Origin of the sequence: Brevibacillus jepli (assembly GCF_047229145.1) — a bacterium.
Classification (GTDB): Bacteria; Bacillota; Bacilli; order Brevibacillales; family Brevibacillaceae; genus Brevibacillus.
Genome location: NZ_JBFEFW010000001.1, coordinates 113,976 through 129,587, shown reverse-complemented (window position 1 = coordinate 129,587; position 15,612 = coordinate 113,976). Strand labels below are relative to the sequence as shown.

The 15,612-nt window shown below is 43.3% G+C and carries 22 protein-coding genes; 4 read left to right on the top strand and 18 right to left on the bottom strand.

The window, feature by feature from the left end; translation table 11 throughout:
- Positions 1 to 8 precede the first annotated feature (8 nt).
- From AB1L17_RS00705 to AB1L17_RS00680, 6 genes are all read right to left on the bottom strand, one after another.
- Positions 9 to 902, bottom strand: a complete 894-nt coding sequence (locus AB1L17_RS00705; protein ID WP_412843158.1) for an AlbA family DNA-binding domain-containing protein — start codon at positions 900 to 902, stop codon at positions 9 to 11.
- Positions 903 to 1,031: 129 nt separating this feature from the next.
- The gene (locus AB1L17_RS00700; RefSeq protein ID WP_412843159.1) at positions 1,032 to 1,370 is read right to left on the bottom strand and encodes an SCP2 sterol-binding domain-containing protein; all 339 of its coding nucleotides are present in this window, start codon (positions 1,368 to 1,370) and stop codon (positions 1,032 to 1,034) included.
- Positions 1,371 to 1,452: 82 nt separating this feature from the next.
- Positions 1,453 to 1,767, bottom strand: coding sequence for a YbjQ family protein (locus AB1L17_RS00695; RefSeq protein ID WP_412843160.1), 315 nt, complete (start codon positions 1,765 to 1,767; stop codon positions 1,453 to 1,455).
- 132 nt (positions 1,768 to 1,899) lie between these two features.
- Positions 1,900 to 2,712, bottom strand: a complete 813-nt coding sequence (locus AB1L17_RS00690; protein WP_412843161.1) for a diguanylate cyclase domain-containing protein — start codon at positions 2,710 to 2,712, stop codon at positions 1,900 to 1,902.
- A complete protein-coding gene (locus AB1L17_RS00685) occupies positions 2,709 to 3,065 on the bottom strand; it encodes a hypothetical protein (RefSeq protein WP_412843162.1) in 357 nt (118 codons plus the stop codon). Before AB1L17_RS00685 ends, AB1L17_RS00690 begins: the two co-directional genes overlap by 4 nt.
- Positions 3,066 to 3,094: 29 nt before the next feature.
- Positions 3,095 to 3,817, bottom strand: a complete 723-nt coding sequence (locus tag AB1L17_RS00680; protein WP_486599046.1) for an EAL domain-containing protein — start codon at positions 3,815 to 3,817, stop codon at positions 3,095 to 3,097.
- A gap of 505 nt (positions 3,818 to 4,322) precedes the next feature.
- Between AB1L17_RS00680 and AB1L17_RS00675 the strand changes: the two genes are divergently transcribed.
- Positions 4,323 to 4,631 (top strand): protease inhibitor I42 family protein, encoded by a 309-nt coding sequence (locus AB1L17_RS00675; RefSeq protein ID WP_412843164.1) that lies wholly within the window; start codon positions 4,323 to 4,325, stop codon positions 4,629 to 4,631.
- A 193-nt stretch (positions 4,632 to 4,824) separates the two neighbouring features.
- On the top strand, positions 4,825 to 5,100 hold the full coding sequence (locus AB1L17_RS00670) for a hypothetical protein (RefSeq protein ID WP_412843165.1): 276 nt from the start codon (positions 4,825 to 4,827) through the stop codon (positions 5,098 to 5,100).
- Positions 5,101 to 5,166: 66 nt separating this feature from the next.
- On the opposite strand, the gene AB1L17_RS00665 is transcribed toward AB1L17_RS00670, so the two are convergent.
- Together AB1L17_RS00665 and AB1L17_RS00660 are read right to left on the bottom strand one after the other, a co-directional pair.
- On the bottom strand, positions 5,167 to 6,711 hold the full coding sequence (locus tag AB1L17_RS00665) for a YifB family Mg chelatase-like AAA ATPase (RefSeq protein WP_412843166.1): 1,545 nt from the start codon (positions 6,709 to 6,711) through the stop codon (positions 5,167 to 5,169).
- A 306-nt stretch (positions 6,712 to 7,017) separates the two neighbouring features.
- Positions 7,018 to 7,476 (bottom strand): hypothetical protein, encoded by a 459-nt coding sequence (locus AB1L17_RS00660; protein ID WP_412843167.1) that lies wholly within the window; start codon positions 7,474 to 7,476, stop codon positions 7,018 to 7,020.
- Positions 7,477 to 7,578: 102 nt separating this feature from the next.
- On the opposite strand from AB1L17_RS00660, the gene AB1L17_RS00655 reads away from it, so the two are divergent.
- A complete protein-coding gene (locus tag AB1L17_RS00655) occupies positions 7,579 to 7,887 on the top strand; it encodes a hypothetical protein (RefSeq protein WP_412843168.1) in 309 nt (102 codons plus the stop codon).
- A gap of 13 nt (positions 7,888 to 7,900) precedes the next feature.
- A complete protein-coding gene (locus AB1L17_RS00650) occupies positions 7,901 to 8,323 on the top strand; it encodes a hypothetical protein (RefSeq protein ID WP_412843169.1) in 423 nt (140 codons plus the stop codon).
- A 16-nt stretch (positions 8,324 to 8,339) separates the two neighbouring features.
- On the opposite strand, the gene AB1L17_RS00645 is transcribed toward AB1L17_RS00650, so the two are convergent.
- From AB1L17_RS00645 to AB1L17_RS00600, 10 genes are all read right to left on the bottom strand, one after another.
- The gene (locus AB1L17_RS00645) at positions 8,340 to 8,486 is read right to left on the bottom strand and encodes a hypothetical protein (RefSeq protein ID WP_412843170.1); all 147 of its coding nucleotides are present in this window, start codon (positions 8,484 to 8,486) and stop codon (positions 8,340 to 8,342) included.
- 104 nt (positions 8,487 to 8,590) lie between these two features.
- Positions 8,591 to 9,136 carry an RNA 2'-phosphotransferase gene (locus AB1L17_RS00640; RefSeq protein WP_412843171.1) on the bottom strand — a complete coding sequence of 182 codons (546 nt, stop codon included), beginning with the start codon at positions 9,134 to 9,136 and terminating at the stop codon, positions 8,591 to 8,593.
- Positions 9,137 to 9,190: 54 nt separating this feature from the next.
- Entirely contained in the window at positions 9,191 to 9,346 is a 156-nt protein-coding gene (locus AB1L17_RS00635) for a hypothetical protein (RefSeq protein WP_412843172.1), read from the bottom strand.
- A gap of 16 nt (positions 9,347 to 9,362) precedes the next feature.
- Positions 9,363 to 9,554, bottom strand: coding sequence for a hypothetical protein (locus AB1L17_RS00630; RefSeq protein WP_412843173.1), 192 nt, complete (start codon positions 9,552 to 9,554; stop codon positions 9,363 to 9,365).
- A 104-nt stretch (positions 9,555 to 9,658) separates the two neighbouring features.
- Complete coding sequence (locus AB1L17_RS00625) at positions 9,659 to 9,988, bottom strand: low molecular weight protein tyrosine phosphatase family protein (protein ID WP_412843174.1); 330 nt, start codon at positions 9,986 to 9,988, stop codon at positions 9,659 to 9,661.
- Positions 9,985 to 10,782 carry a nucleotidyltransferase domain-containing protein gene (locus tag AB1L17_RS00620; protein WP_412843175.1) on the bottom strand — a complete coding sequence of 266 codons (798 nt, stop codon included), beginning with the start codon at positions 10,780 to 10,782 and terminating at the stop codon, positions 9,985 to 9,987. The genes AB1L17_RS00625 and AB1L17_RS00620 overlap by 4 nt, the downstream gene beginning before the upstream one ends.
- A 97-nt stretch (positions 10,783 to 10,879) precedes the next feature.
- Positions 10,880 to 12,727, bottom strand: a complete 1,848-nt coding sequence (locus AB1L17_RS00615; protein WP_412843176.1) for an Ig-like domain-containing protein — start codon at positions 12,725 to 12,727, stop codon at positions 10,880 to 10,882.
- Between the two features lie 317 nt (positions 12,728 to 13,044).
- Complete coding sequence (locus tag AB1L17_RS00610) at positions 13,045 to 13,422, bottom strand: YraN family protein (protein ID WP_412843177.1); 378 nt, start codon at positions 13,420 to 13,422, stop codon at positions 13,045 to 13,047.
- Positions 13,419 to 13,712 (bottom strand): EscU/YscU/HrcU family type III secretion system export apparatus switch protein, encoded by a 294-nt coding sequence (locus AB1L17_RS00605; RefSeq protein WP_412843178.1) that lies wholly within the window; start codon positions 13,710 to 13,712, stop codon positions 13,419 to 13,421. The genes AB1L17_RS00610 and AB1L17_RS00605 overlap by 4 nt, the downstream gene beginning before the upstream one ends.
- Positions 13,709 to 15,601, bottom strand: a complete 1,893-nt coding sequence (locus AB1L17_RS00600) for a TP0910 N-terminal domain-containing protein (RefSeq protein WP_412843179.1) — start codon at positions 15,599 to 15,601, stop codon at positions 13,709 to 13,711. The genes AB1L17_RS00605 and AB1L17_RS00600 overlap by 4 nt, the downstream gene beginning before the upstream one ends.
- Between the last annotated feature and the right edge of the window lie 11 nt (positions 15,602 to 15,612).

The window sequence follows — 15,612 nt, the reverse complement described above, 5'->3', positions numbered from 1 at the left end:
AGATAACATTACAGAAGTCCCAATCGACGGCTGATCTCACTGCCAAGCTTTCGTTTCACGTAAATTTCACCAATCTGGTGCGGATCTTTCACAATAACAGAGCGATTGTTCGTACGGATGACCACGTACTTTTCATTATTTTTGTCCAAACCACAAATCAAATCAGATGAGGCCTCTACAAAAATAGCTACAACCGTTTTCCCATCTATTTTTTTCAACGAAATTTTTGGGAATGGAGTGACAAACGGTGACGTCTTGTCTTGAATGTATTGGGTTATTGCCAGGATGTACTTATCTGGGTCACCGTACTGCTCGATTTCATGGTCGACCCCGCAAACTGTTCCTTCATCCGTAATACCTAAGTACAAATTCCCGTTGTTTGAATTCGCGAACGCGACAATGGATTTAATGATTCCAGCCTTAGAAAGAAGGAAGTCGCGCTTGAATTCAATCATGTCGTTTTCGCCCAGTTTTGTAGCCGTAACTGGATCATCTATTCGACCCAAATATCGAAACCGACTGATGGCGCCCAGGCGATACACATATTCTTCAAATATATCAGCAGGCAGAGATAAGTCTTCCAAGCTTGCATCTGTGTTTTGCCACAATTTATATGTTTGTGGGGCAAAACACATGTCAAACAATACATTTCCACCGAGCGAGCGTATGTTCATCCCGATTGAAGCAGGCATGATCTTCCCTGGCTGATAAGGCGAATCCGTTTCTACTTCCAAAACTCCTGAATGAATTAAATAATCAAAATAATGACGCGGTAATTGTGCATGATGCTTTAATAACTGACGTTCTGGCTTAGGTCGTCTGATTTCTTGATAAAAATCAAAACGCACAGATTGTTCTTCCAGTTGGCTTACGATCGCAATCAATGAACAAATATGGCGCATGTTTCCCCTCGATTTTGTGTTGGAGTAGGTGTCATTGTTTGGTCATATTTTAACGCAATCTTTTAAGGGTTGACTAGTTTTTTCTGGTCGATAGGTCCTGGGTCGCGAGTTACATTACGAAATTTTTCATTATTTTTGTGATTGATAATGATGTAAAATCGTTTGCAATTTAAAGGATAGACCCATTTCTCCGGTAATTTTTAGCTTTCCTGTCACAAAAGCAACGGTAGGATTCAAGCTTCCCTCTACAAGCTTAATAAAATTCTTGTCAGACAGCTCCAGCTTGCAGCCAGCTTCTCTTGTAACACCCAGAGTATAATCGGCCTGATTCTCGGCAAAAACGACCTCGTAGGTGCCTCCCTCTTCTCCACTAAGCACAAAATGGTACACCGCATGGAATCCAGCTATCCCCTGGGGGTTGGCGTTTATTTTATTCGATAGGTCTTGAAGCGTTTTTTGTACCAGCATACTCGCTTCCTCCTTCATTCATCTTCTATTTTTATGTATGTCACTCGCTTATAGAAAAAAAGAAAGCCGGATGTTTACCGGCTTACTTCACACGGACAGCTGTGCCTGTTGCAATGACCATCATCATGCCTTCACGCAAGGTTTCGAAGTCGAGATCAACACCCACAACAGCGTTTGCACCTAATGCACGGGCCTTTTCTTTCATTTCACGCATAGCCATTTCACGGCCTTCTGAGAGCTTGCTCTCATATGAGCCACTTCGGCCACCAATGATGTCTGTAATCCCAGCGAGAAAATCACGAACGACGTTTGCCCCCATGATAACCTCTCCACTGACGATATCCAAATACTCCTCAACTTCTTTTCCTTGGATCATGCTGGTAGTCGTTACAATCATGTCATTGCCTCCTGATAACGTTCTTATCTCTCCATGTATTACGTTAGAAAGAATAATTGGTTGCAAAATAGATCCTGACCTGTCCAAATCTCTTCAAAAGTGTATGCGTACTGCCTGCAAACTATACTTTTCCTATCCTACCGTGGAGGTGATCGTTTTGGGCATTTTGGCAGCAGAGGAGCCTAGGCTCGCTTCAGCAATTAATTCCCTCCAGGAGCGAGAGAAAAAGTCGGGTGTATCGTAACCGTTCACATGGCCAACAGCAGCAGATACAAAGATATCGAGAATGTTTGTCGGACGTGTAATGAGCGTGATGTACTCCTGGATCTGATCGTCAGAAATCGTCGAGATTAAAACAAACTCGTCCCCCGCATAACGACATAAGTAATCACCTTGTTCCTCAGCCAGTGACGAAAGGACGGATGAGTATGTACGGATAACATCATCGCCGAACGGATGCCCATGCAGCTTATTGATTCGACCAAAGTCGTTTAAATCGATAAATAGCAAATGGAACGGTTTTCGCTCCTTCAAGAAGCTCTCGCCGATAAACTGGATATAGGGAGCCCGATACAAGCCGGATAATGGGTCCCTGTACTCTGCTATTTTCATCTCTACGATTTCTTTTGTTATGAATCCGATGACTTCTTCCTCATTCTTGACCAATGCCAGCCCGTTCTGTTCTTGATGAAGCGTATGATAGGCCTCCCAGACATTGTGATTGGCTGACAAATAGAAAGGCTGACTACTCATAGCATCGGCAACGATACGATTAGGATGCGCTGACAAAACATCTCTCGTCGTCACCATACCCAGTACCTCTCCGTGATCCATGACAACTAACGAATCAACATGACATTGATTCATTCGCTCCGCCGCATAAGAGACACTTTTGTCTGAGGTGATGGTACAAATCGTCGTCGTCATGATTTCGGAGATGTTCATAAGAGATCCACCTCTCGCTGAACGGACAAAGCTATTTTTAACTCGGAACGCAGAACCATCGATTCACTAATCATGCGTTCTGCCTCTTCCATGATGATTTTCATCAATAATTTTTCATCAATCATTTGCAAAAGGGTGTTTCTAAGCAAAACAGCTTCAATCTTCGGATGATTCATTTTCAGCAAAGTAAACTGCTCTGGTGATAAAGCATCCGCCATTCTCCTTACAGCCTCTGGTCCAATCGGTGCTTTCCGACCAATGATCAACATATCCTGCATCGGAGGGACTTCAAACTCGGATATTTTTAAGGAAAGCGTTGCCTTCCTAGAATACACGTTGTTATCATTAGACATAAAAATTCCTCCAATTCTGCATTGCCTTCTTAATCGTCCTGCAAGTTGCCTGGTTTACCGAACAAGTATCCCTGGCCGATCGCAACTCCCAATAAAGAAGCACAAGCAAAATCCTCTTCTTCTTCAACTCCTTCGAGAATGAGTTGAGGTGCATTCTTGCAAAAATCGACAAACAGCTTCACAGTCTTTTGCTTCTCTAATGAACTTGAAAGCTCTTGCGAAAAAAAGCGGTCAATCTTGATGTAATCAGGCGAAAGATCTTCAATTTTACTGAATATATTCGCTCCATCTCCAACATCATCCAACGCAATTAAAAACCCCATCTTTTTCAATTCCGCAATGCGTTGTGTAAAAATGGGTTCGTTCCAACTTTCTCCTTCCATAATCGATTCATTGATCTCCAAAACGATTCGACTCAAAAAGGGAAGAAAGGAGCGAGCAATCTTTTCCATGAAGCTAGGAAATGTGTCTTCTATAATGGTTGAAGGAAAAATATTCACAAATAAAAGCTCATTTTTGTGTTCGTTCGACGAATGAAAAAAAGTCGAGAGCGCATGTTGCAGGGAATGGATATCGAGCTCTGGCAGCTTTTTGTTTTCCTTTGCGATCGAAAACAATGCCTCTGGATGGATCCCCGCTTTACTGCGAAGTAATACTTCATACCCTATTCTACTTTTTTCGGGAAGTTGACATATGGGCTGAAATGCGTGGTAATACTCTTTTTTCTTAAACAATTCTGCAATGCTCTCCATCAATTTTCCTTTCCCTTTCCTAGCAAATATGAACACAAAGAAAAAGCTTCTTCCAAGTGAGAAATAGTAGCGACTATTTCAACGTCAATTGGAAGTGCTGGGAAATGTACCTACATGCACGTGAACAAAAGTGATGCTACACTCTCTTGAAGATTCTAATCACACCAGTAACTAGGTAATAAAGATTACGAAGATGAGCAGATCATTCGACAATATATGCCTTTGTCCCTACTTATTCGCCAACATCTCACATTTTCCTTTCCAGATCATACTAATTGTTTCAAAGAAATTAGGAACTTTGTACGGCATGTAGCTATTTTCATTATGTATATGTTCGTTAAATGGTAGATGTATCAAGTAATTCGTCAACTTGGTTCGTGTTGGAAATCGATTCCATAAAAGAAAATAAAATTTTTTTTGCCTAGTTTTTTCATAAGCATCTATCAGGCTTTTTTCATATGGTATAGGAAGATGTCTATCGTCTAATCAGAAAGGAAGTTGTAAAGTGGTCAGGACCTCAACGTATACGATACAAGTAACGGCAGGTCATTTGTTTACGATTACTCTAGAGGCAAATCCTTCAACTGGATACCAATGGGGCTTGTCCAATCCATTGGATGCACGATTTTTATCCTTGCATTCGAATGAGTTTGTTCCTCCATCTTCGCCATCCCGCATTGGTCAAGGTGGTCATCAGGTGCTGTCCTTTCAGGCTCTGCGGCGAGGGATGACCTCCATTTCTATGAAGTACTGCCGGCCTTGGGATCGTGGGGATTGCGGGGAGTTTGTATTTTATGTTGTTACTATCTTTTAGGAACAATTCTCTAAAATTGTTCTTTTGAATATGACAGCTGTGTAGTCAGGTTACTCGTCTCCCCATCCGTATGGTATAATTTGGATGAGGGGATTGAAAATTCGCCCCTTTTCACAACTGCTATCGGTTCGCTAGAAAACCTACATGCTATGGTGATAAAAATGAAAAGTTATATGCGCTGGAGGGGAGATATTTGTTTAAACGCTATACAAATAAATATGCTCGATGGATTCGGATAATGGCATTCGTTATTGTTTTTGTTGGCTTTGTTGTCGGTTTGTTCATTTGGTTCGATGATTTTAATGATAATTTCATTCATTTTCTAACCGCTCTGTTCTATTCAATTGTTCCTTCCATTTTCATGCTTGGATTTGCTGAGGTAATTGAAATCTTATATCGTATTCATTTACGCTTAGAATCAGACGCTGGTGACAAAACATTGATTGAAGAAAATAATGAGTCTGAGTGAATTTTACTATCACGTGTACTCCGTCTCCTTTTCTTTATAACTAACCTTTTCTTCCTCACTGTAGTTTTAAAAAAGTAACCCTCTATCCAAGGCTCGATATCGAATCGCTTCCGCTACATGTGCCGCTTCTACACGAGATGCCCCATCTAAATCTGCTATCGTTCTTGCCACTTTCACAATTCGATCGTAAGCTCTTGCACTTAAACCTAATGTCTCGAAAGCAAGCTGCAGCATTTCCTGTCCTTCCTTGTCCAGTTGGGCGAATTGGCGCAGTTCTTCCCCATTCATCACACTGTTAAAAGGACTTCCTGGACGATAGTGATACCTATCGCATTGAACCGCACGAGCTTGTTCTACTCGTTGTTGAATGTCTTTTGACGATTCCTCTGCGGTTCTGTTGTGGAGAAATTGAACAGGCACTCGTGGTACCTCGATGTGTAGATCAATGCGGTCTAGCAAGGGTCCTGAGAGCTTTGAGCGATATTTGTATATTTGTTGGGGGGAGCATGAGCAGGTTTGCTTCTCTCGAGTACCGAAGAATCCGCAAGGACATGGATTACACGAACCGATCAACAGAAATCTGGCGGGGAAGGTAAAAACCTGCTTGGATCGTCCAATTGTTACAATTCCCGATTCCAGAGGCTGGCGTAGCACCTCTAATACATGCCGTGAAAACTCAGGCATCTCATCCAAAAAAAGAATACCACCATGAGACAAGCTACACTCACCGGGACGCGGGATTTGCGCACCTCCGCCAATCAGTGCGGTAGCGGTAATCGTATGGTGTGGGGCACGAAAAGGCCGCTCCTCTACTAGCCCACTCTCCCGCTTCAATTGACCTGCGATGCTGTATATTTTCGTCACTTCGTACGATTCATGAATCGTCATATTCGGCATAATGCCCGGCAGGCAAGTAGCCAGAAGGGTCTTGCCTGAGCCTGGGGGACCGACCAATATCACATTATGAAATCCTGCTGCTGCGATCTCCAGTCCTCGCTTTACGAACTGCTGTCCGTAAACATTCGCAAAGTCCGGAGGCAACTGTTTGGCAGAAGTCCTAGCTGTATGTATTTCGGAAAAAGCTGAGTTGGAGTTCTTCCTGTGTAATCCTTCTTTCCAATAGTTCACGGCTTCTTCTAGATTACACGCGGGCAATACGTTAATGTCTACGAGGTGTGCTTCCGCTGCATTTTGTTCGGGGAGAATGACGTGGGTAAATCCTGCATTTTTGGCTTCAAGCAGGATGGGCAGTACACCTGTTACTGGACGAAGTGAACCGTCTAAAGCCAGTTCACCAAGAATGATGACTCGCTCCGGTCTGGGTTGCAATTGCTTCGAGGCGAGTAAAATTCCAAAAGCAATAGCCAGGTCGAAGCCTGATCCTTCTTTGCGTTGGTCTGCTGGTGCCAGGTTAACCGTGATCCGCTGCATGGGGTAGTCGTAGCCTGCGTTGCGTAATGCTGCACGAACACGATCTCTTGCTTCTTTGACTGCTGAACCGCCCAATCCGACTAAATCGAACTGCGGTAAGCCATTTGCAATGTCTGTTTCTACAGTGACGACCATTCCATCTATGCCGAGCACTGTGCCTGAATAACTGCAAGCGTACATGTTCTCTCCCCCTCTAGTTATAGGGTAGGAAAAGATAGAGGGGGTGGGCAAGTTTATTAAAGCATACGTCTCAACTGATTAATCTTTTAAACTTTTACTTTTTAAATCTGTAAGTCTTTTCAACATAACTGTCAATTACATACCCGCAATTCATACAAATTCGATGAATTATGACTGCTCCAAGACCGAAGTACTTTTCTAAGGGAGCAACTATTGCATGCCCAGCCTGCCTTTACCTATTTCAGTTCACCCACATTTTTGGACATATTTCCTGCTGAACTTCCATCATCAGCACCTTTCCTCTCCTCAATCCTGCACATGAATCTCTCTGATGTTACTAGGCAATTGACCAAAAATAAGGTCTACAATTTCTCCAAGCGGCCTCCACTCTTCGTTTGGTTCACACCACCAGGTTATCTCAATTTTTTGAAAGGTATTTCTCACTCTCATTGTGTATGTATAACCATCTAGGCCTATACTCATTTGTCTTGGTATGATACTGATTTTTGAATCGTATAGCATCTCTTCTATTTTCTGAACGATTGCTTGATCTATTTCGAGCTCCACGATCCCATCTTCCTCAAACATTGAAAAAGTAAAGTACCTAATATAGTATCTCTTTTCCTTATTATTGGTAATATCTGTTCCTAGATGCAAATACACCTCTTTACATATGGGATTAGAACTGAAGTGCAACTCAAGGATTACCGTTCCATTCATTCTCTGTAGTATCTTGTAATTCTCAATCCAATCACCAATGATCATCTTTAACCTCCTATTGTATTGTTTCTACTCCCTTATACAATTCTGGAAAAAAATCACTGAAAGACGTATACTGCTAATAATAATGTAAGGAGTTGGTATTATTTGATTTTTACTGTTGATCGCGATCAAATTTCCGTTAAGTATGATCATGTTGAAGCTACCTCTATCGACTGGGAAGAAGTATACAGTGTCTCCTACTACAAAATCGACTGCATCGAGTACGAAATTGGTTACCTTGTGTTTGACTTGGTTTACGGTGAGTCCATTGAAATTCATGACAGTGATCAAGATTGGGAAAAAATAGTGAATAATCTTGAAAAATACCTACCCGCTCAAGCAAGTAATTGGAGGCAATCATTACTCAACTGGTCGATTGATGATGGTATCCTTTATATCTATGAAAAAGTGTAAGGACGAAGTTGACATGAAATTGCGGATCTTTGAAAGAATTTCTTTTTACAGTGAACTTGACCTCGAAGCTTTCTCCAGTACCTTAGAAAGTATCTTGTCGCTGAAACCATTTGAATACGATTGGGAAAACGATAATCGCTGGTCCTGGACTTATGATCAAGACCATATTCAAATTAATCTATCCTGGCCATTTCTTTTTGAGAATCTTCAAGAATGGGATCCGACAGTGCCTGACGGATGCAACTACAGTCTGATCCTGATTAGCGATTTTCCACTTGTTGACTATGAGCAGGACAAATACAATGAGCAGTTTGTCATTTCCGTCCTGATCCCAAAATATGTGGCAGTCTTACGTAAGATCGCGGGTGATGTATACTACCATTCTGGCAATCATCATGCGAAATACGTGAATAGCTTGTTATCCAGTAACCAATAACTACGCATTCGCTTCTTCATTGTTTTTTCTTTATGTCGTTTAGTAGTTCAATAATACGTTGGTTTTGGTCCAATTGCGTAATGACGTTCTGGTTAAGCTTTCGAATCGCATCGTAAATAGCAAAAAGTCCCGCCAACAGTAGAAAGGCTAACAACAAAAACATACCATTACAACCTCCTCCAGATAATCGTCGATACAAAAAAGACCCGCGATCCACTGCGAGCCTTTTCTCATGCTGTGTGTCATTCCTTTTTTAGCCGAATCGAGCTACTTTTGATAGACAGAGATGTACTGCTTATGTACGTGATCTGCTAACCAAACAAGCTCATTCCCATGGTAAAACTTCACGCCGTCATGCCAGGCTCGCCTCGCATCGATTTGCAACAAAACCGGATTGTCGTCTCGTCTATTTCCAACCTGCTGGGCCGTTTGGATGTCTTCAGATAAATGAACATATTGTCTTCCTTTAGGAACAAGCCCGGTTACCAAAATAGAATCCAAGAATCTTTTCGGCGTTCCATGAAAAAGATACGCAGGCGGTTCTTTTTCTTCCTTTTGGATCTTTTGGGGCACCGAGTGTCCGTAGAGAGCTCGAATTTTGCCTAGATTGATCTCATGGCGCTTTTTCTCCGATAGCTCAATCATCGTATGTAAATCTTTCTCAGTTACCGCTCGCCACTTGCGCTGGTCATGAAGTGACAATAGCAATTGCGTAATCGGAACCCATCCGTGCTCGTCTAACTCAAGTTCATATTCATGGGGTGCATGACGAAGCGCATAGGATAATTCTTTACTTAATTTTTGATAATCCATACACTCATCTCCCATTACATAGTCAACGTTCGCTATGTAAGTCATAACCTTTCTCTAGGCAAGAAAGTAGCCGAGACTGGCTATTGCAGCAATAAAAAGATGCACAATGAAATTTCCTGTAATCCGAACCCACAGCTTCCGGCTTTTCATCGTCAAAAACCCATAGATGAGGGCAATGATCAGATAGGCCAAAACATAAACGAAAAACACCGGATTACTCTCCTTTTTAAGACATTTCTTTTCTTATGTTAGCAATGAGCTTGTCAGCATTGTTTTCATCGTTATCAAACATCACCAAGTCGTGTAAGACAATACCATCCACGGTTTGAATCGCTGCGGACATGGAATCCGCCAGTTCCTGCATATCAACTTTGTCCGTTTTTTCAACATCTAAAACCAGCACTAGTTTTTTCTTCATGGTGAAAGTCCTCGCTTTACGATAAGTATCGATAATGGAATGGAGCCATTTCATACTCATTATACAAAATTATGCGGGATTCATCGACAATAGCCAATGGCAGCTTAATCCGGAATCTCAATGTACGATGAAACGCTCGACTTTAGTGTCTCGATTAGCTCTTCATCCATGTATTCATATTCGTCAGGAATGCCCAAACAAATAACTCTTTTATCAATCAGATCCGAGCTAAACTTTTCATGTAACCGCCTCACATGTTTTTTCTCCATACAAAATATAAGCTCAGCCCAACCGATATGACCACTTGTTACTTTGATACGCGCTCCTGCTTCTGTACCTGCTGATCTTACCTCAGAGTCGTTTATCCCGTGAAAAATCTTCTCTGCTGTCAAGCTTCTCCATTTATTTTTGCTGCAAATAAACAGTAGTTTCATTCGTCCTCATTCTCTTTCCGAGGACCACTCCACGCCTTCTGCAAATACTTTCTAAATACCTCATCCAGTTTGTCTGTCGGGTCCTGCAAATCAGTTGTACACTGGCTCGTTACTACGGTCAGACGCTCTATTTGTTCCTCAATAAAGTGGTGAAGCACGTCTATTCTGGGCTCCAGGTCCAGTTCATCCCCGGCCATCTTCCTTCGTAGCAACTCAGAAATTTTGTCTTTTAGCGAGGAGTCCGTTACCAACTCCGAAACTAAGCGTTCAAAACCTATAGGTGGATTGGTATTGTATTTTTCAATCCAGATACATGCGAGAATCGGTCGCAAAACGTAAAAGTATTTTTTTATTTTGACTTGGTCCCCATGCAAATAGTCTCGAAAATTTCCTTTGGCCATACTGAGGTAATGATGCAAAGATGCCTTTGGCGAGAATACCTCCTCTCGCAACATGATTAGCTCATCTCGAAAGCCTAGAGAATCGTGATAAACGATGTCTGACACCAGCCATTCCTGAAGAGGTGGATTTGATTTTCGAAATAGCTTTAGGGCTTTTCGAATATCCCATCCGTTTATATCTAATAGATCATTGATGGGTACTTCAACAACGTCCCTTTTGTCGTCAATCGACAGGTACCATTCGGGTTTCTTCACATATACAAAACGCACATCGTAATCGCTATCTTTTGATGGAAATCCCCATGCACGGCTTCCTGATTCAACAGCGAACAATATCTTGAGCTCATGCTCTTGCTCGATTTCATTTAATTTTTCCAAGATGGTCTCTCTCATAACTCGATCCTCCTTACACTAAAGATCACATTATTTCCTTTTCATTTGGAAAAAACTCGCCGAACCAGTTACGATTCGGCGAGTTTTCTTTCAACCATTATTTTACCGTTACTTCAATTTCTACTTCATAACCTTTGTATTTAGCTGTAATGGTTGCCTTACCTTTCTTCTTACCTTTTACAGTACCATTGTCGGATACTGTTGCTACCGACGACTTGGAGGTCTTCCAGGAAGCTTTAGAGCCACTGATATCATCGCCATCATAGGTCAGCTTGATCTTTTCAGATTCGCCTTTTTTAAGAGTAATGGAGTCATCATCAGCTTCCAGCTTGCCACCATTGCCGTCAACTTTTACTTCAATCTCAACCTTTTCGCCTTTATACGTAGCTGTAATCGTTGCAGTTCCTTTTCCTTTTGCGGTAATCGTACCACTGCTGCTTACAGTCGCTACAGACGTTTTAGAGGATTTCCAGGATGCTTTGGAACCGCTGAGGACATCGCCATTATATCTCAGTACAACGCTTTCCCTGTCCCCTTTATCCATGGTCAGGCTAGTATCATCTGCTTCCAGCAATGAGGAGGAGCCATCAACAGTCACATCAATCTCTACTGTTTCGCCTTTGTATTCGGCAGTAATCGTTGCCTTACCTTTACCAGTTGCCGTAATAATCCCGTAGCTGCTCACAGTCGCTACGGAAGATCTAGAAGTTCTCCAGGTTGCTTGGGAATTACTGAGAAAACCGCCATCGTATCTCAGCATAACGGCTTCTTTATCTCCTCTTTTCATGGAGAAATTGGTGTCGTCCGCTACCAGCTTGCCGGAGCTGTTTGCATCAACTTTTACGTAAATTTCTACTTTGTAGCCTCGATATTCGGCAGTAATAGTTGCAGATCCTTTACCTCTTGCCGTAACAACACCATCATCAACCGTTGCTACACTCGAATTGGATGTTCTCCAAGTTGCTTTTGAACCAGACAATCTCTCATTGTCATAGGTTAACTGAATGGTATCTCTTTGCCCGTCTCTCAAGGAAATGCTAGTGTCATCTGCTTCCAGTCTACCTGAGCCATCCGTATCGACGTAGACGTCAATTTCTACCTCGTCGCCCTTGTATTTGGCAGTAATCGTAGCTGTACCTTTGGCTCTAGCAGTAACGACCCCATCATCACTGACTCTTGCTACAGAAGTATCTGACGATTTCCAAGTTGCTCTTGAACCAGACAGCTTATCATCGTCATAAGTCAATTTGATTGTTTCTTTATCGCCTTTCTCCATCCTAAGTTGTGACACGTCTGCTTCCAGTTTCCCATCTGAGTTGCTCTGGCCAACATTTACTCTAATCTCAACGATTTGGTCTCTATATTCAGCAGTAATAATTGTGCTTCCAGAAGATACACCTTTTACTTCACCATCATCAACAGTCGCAATCGATTTATCCTCGGAACGCCAATTTGCCTTTGATCCCGATAGTGCCTTATCAGCAAATTTCAAGCTAATTGTCGATTTCTTACCTTTTTTAATATTGATTTCTGAACGATTTGCTTCCAAAATTTCAGCTTTCGCAACAGTCACTCTGATTGTAATTTTACTTCCATTATATCTTGCAGTAACAATGGTCGATCCTGTTTTCTTACCCGTGATAACCCCATTGCTAACAGAAGCGATACTGGAAGTACCTACTTCCCAGTCTACATATGCATTATCGATGGTGCTACCGTTATAAGTAAGGCGGATCGTAGACGAAGAACCTACAGAGAGATTCACTGCATTCGTATTTGCTTTCAAACCAGAAGAATAGGCACTTGCAACCGCGCTATACGCTTGGATAGGTTGTGGTGTCACAGTTTGTGCAGAAGCGATGCCTGCAACTGAAAACTGAACAGTGCAAATAGTAGCTACGGCTAAGGAGACGTTTTTGATCAAGTTGCTTTTAATAATTTTCATCTTTTTACCTCCAAATTATTTCCTATACTTTTATTGACGTATGAGATGGAAAAATGTCACACCAATTCTGCAGTTTTTTTGAAAAACATTTGTTTTTCATAATAACAGTTGTTTTCGGAACGAAATAAGAGTGGGCTTGTCTGTACGTTCAGATCCAAAAAGCTACAAAAAAAATGCTTTCCAGCTTCTGAGCCGGAAAGCGGATATTGATGCTTGGAGGAGTTTCATCGCGTCGAGTACAGTACATAGTACGCTGGCTCTGCGACTGATGCTGTAGACGTATCCCCATTATGTACGTGGCCAGGAGCCCGTTTTTCCTAGAAGGCACTCTCATAGTGCTCAATGACTGGCTTCATGAGGTCCTCATCCCCTCTTGAAGTACCGGTAAAAATCGCTATGACGTCAAAACGAAAGGATGGGACAGGCTGTGAAGCTTGGTGCAAATATTCGATGGCAAGCTCACGAAGCTTCTGCTTTTTCTTCCATGTAATGGACTCAGCTGCCGTTCCAAACATTTGACTGCTTCTTGTTCGTACCTCTACGAAAACCATGCAGGTACCGTCTAAGGCGATCAGGTCTATTTCTCCACGCTTTGTTCGAACATTTCGATCTACGATCCGTAATCCTTTGTTCACTAAATAGCTTTCAGCAAGCTTTTCTCCTCTTTGCCCAAGAAGACGGCGACTTTCGCTCATTTTTTGGTTCCTCCGCCTTTATCGATGCGATAAACAAAGGCAAGGATCTCTGCCACTACTTGATACAGCTCTGGCGGAATTTGTTGATCCAGATCCAGCTTGCCCAGAACCTCTACCAAGGAAGGGTCCTCTTGTACGGGTATATCGTGCTCCTTTGCTGTTTTCAGCATATTGTCAGCTACGTACCCCTTGCCTTTTGCCACAATCTTTGGCGCTTCCATAATACCCGCCTGGTACTTCAGCGCGACTGCCTGCTTACGTTTGTTCTCAGAAGAGGATGGCGGCTTCATACGCGAAGGTCCACCCCTTTATAGTCAGCCAGGAGGGGGCCTTTGGTTTGTATCGGACTAGTCGACTTCCCTCTGTCAGCCGGCACTGGCTGGACCCGCATAGCAGATAGATGATAGCCAACGTCCTGCAATTGGTCAGCAAAACGATCTTTGGATCCTTGAATAAGTGCTTCAACCCATGGTGTATCATTAAAAATTTGCAAGTTGACGATTCGATTGACGATGCTGACATCTATCATGGTCGTACCCATGCTCTGAAGCTCCAAATGAAAAAACAGACGGCAGTTTTCTGGATCAAGCTGTCCCGATCCGTTCTTTTTCGACTCGATTTGTACAAAAGCCGTCTCATCCCCCTCGGCTTGGCGAATCGGGATTTGCATGACGATTTGAGACAGGGCTTGGTTAGAGGGCTGAACCATCATCAGCTGCTGTCCCGTTACTTGTTGTAGCAGTTGATCCGCAGCTTCTCGCAAGGCCGTTGGAAGTGCCTGAGCTGGCGTCTGGCTGATTTGCAGTAAGAGGGATTTGACTGAATCCATCTGCTTCATGGAATGGGAATCCATCGCTCCTTGTGAAAATGCCTGCCCCATCAATTCTCTTTCATGGGTTACACCTAAATGACGAAACAATTCCGCTATCGGGTTTGCAGCGGTGGCACCATTCGCTGCACCAGGTGCTTGGGACAATATCTGCGGAATGCCTTTTTGCCCTGTATCTGTCGTTACCGCCTTTTGCTCTGCCATCTGCTTGTTTTGGATTGGCTCCTGATTCATCTGCGATGACTGTTGATTAGGCGAAGGCTGGTTACGAACGATGGTTGACTCGACACTGGGTCCACTGCTCTGGTTAGGCAACAATTGATTACTCTTCCCAGTCGTGTCGTTTTGCACCGTATCTACCTGCTTGCCGATGATGTTGGGCGCTGGGACTGTTTCTGTTGGAACTCTTGACGCCACAGCTTGCGATTGTGATGATGCATGACTGACAACCTGGTTAGGTGATGGAGACGACGTCTGGACTTGCGTTGAAGGCTGACCGTTCTTCGCAGGCAGTGGCTGAGTCTGGCTTCCCCCAGCTCCAGTCTGCGGAGCACCTTGATTGTTCGAAGTCGCTTGTGGCATCTGTTTGACTGCTGGTCCTTCTTCTGTTCCATCGTTGCCAGTGATGAGTAAAGACAGGCCTGACAATTTATCCTTCAACTGACTGACGAGCTGTCTGACATCTACCGTTGCTGCATTGGCTTGTCCGGGTGCTTGCTGTGATTGGCTCTGTGGGGATTGACCCGACGTCTGTGAAGGTTCGCCTTCACCATCTATGAAGAGTGAGGCTTGCTGCAACAGATTTTGGATGAGCTGCCCCATTGGCCTGTCCGATAAAAAAGCTTTCAACCCTGAGATCGTATCGGGAGTAAGCGGCAGATTTCTTTTCATAGCTGTCAGGAATGCCTCTATGGTGGCATTGTCGACTCCTAATCGTCCAGCAACAGCTGAAAAAGCTTGTATCGTATCCTTATTCACTGGAAGATTGGCACCGAGCAGAGCTTGCACGATCGCTTTGTTCTCTTTTGTATCTGCGACGCCTAACGACCGTATCAGCCCTTCAAGTGAAGCGTCTTTTCCTGCTCCTTCCCCAGCGGTCTCCAGGACCTTCAACGTGACGACGCCTGTAGATGGCTGGACTTGGAGCCAAGCTTTTTGGCCCGGTTCGAGACTTGCTTCCATTTTTGCCTGAACCTGCATTCCTCCGACTTGTACGAGCGCCATATTGTCCGGGTAATGCTTAATTACCGTGCCTTTAAACACTTGGCCGGGAGTAAGCTCAACTGGCTTCGGAGCGGATATGGGAGCTTTTTGCACGAATGATTGAATAAGTTGCGACGGGGAAAACATGCAGATCCTCC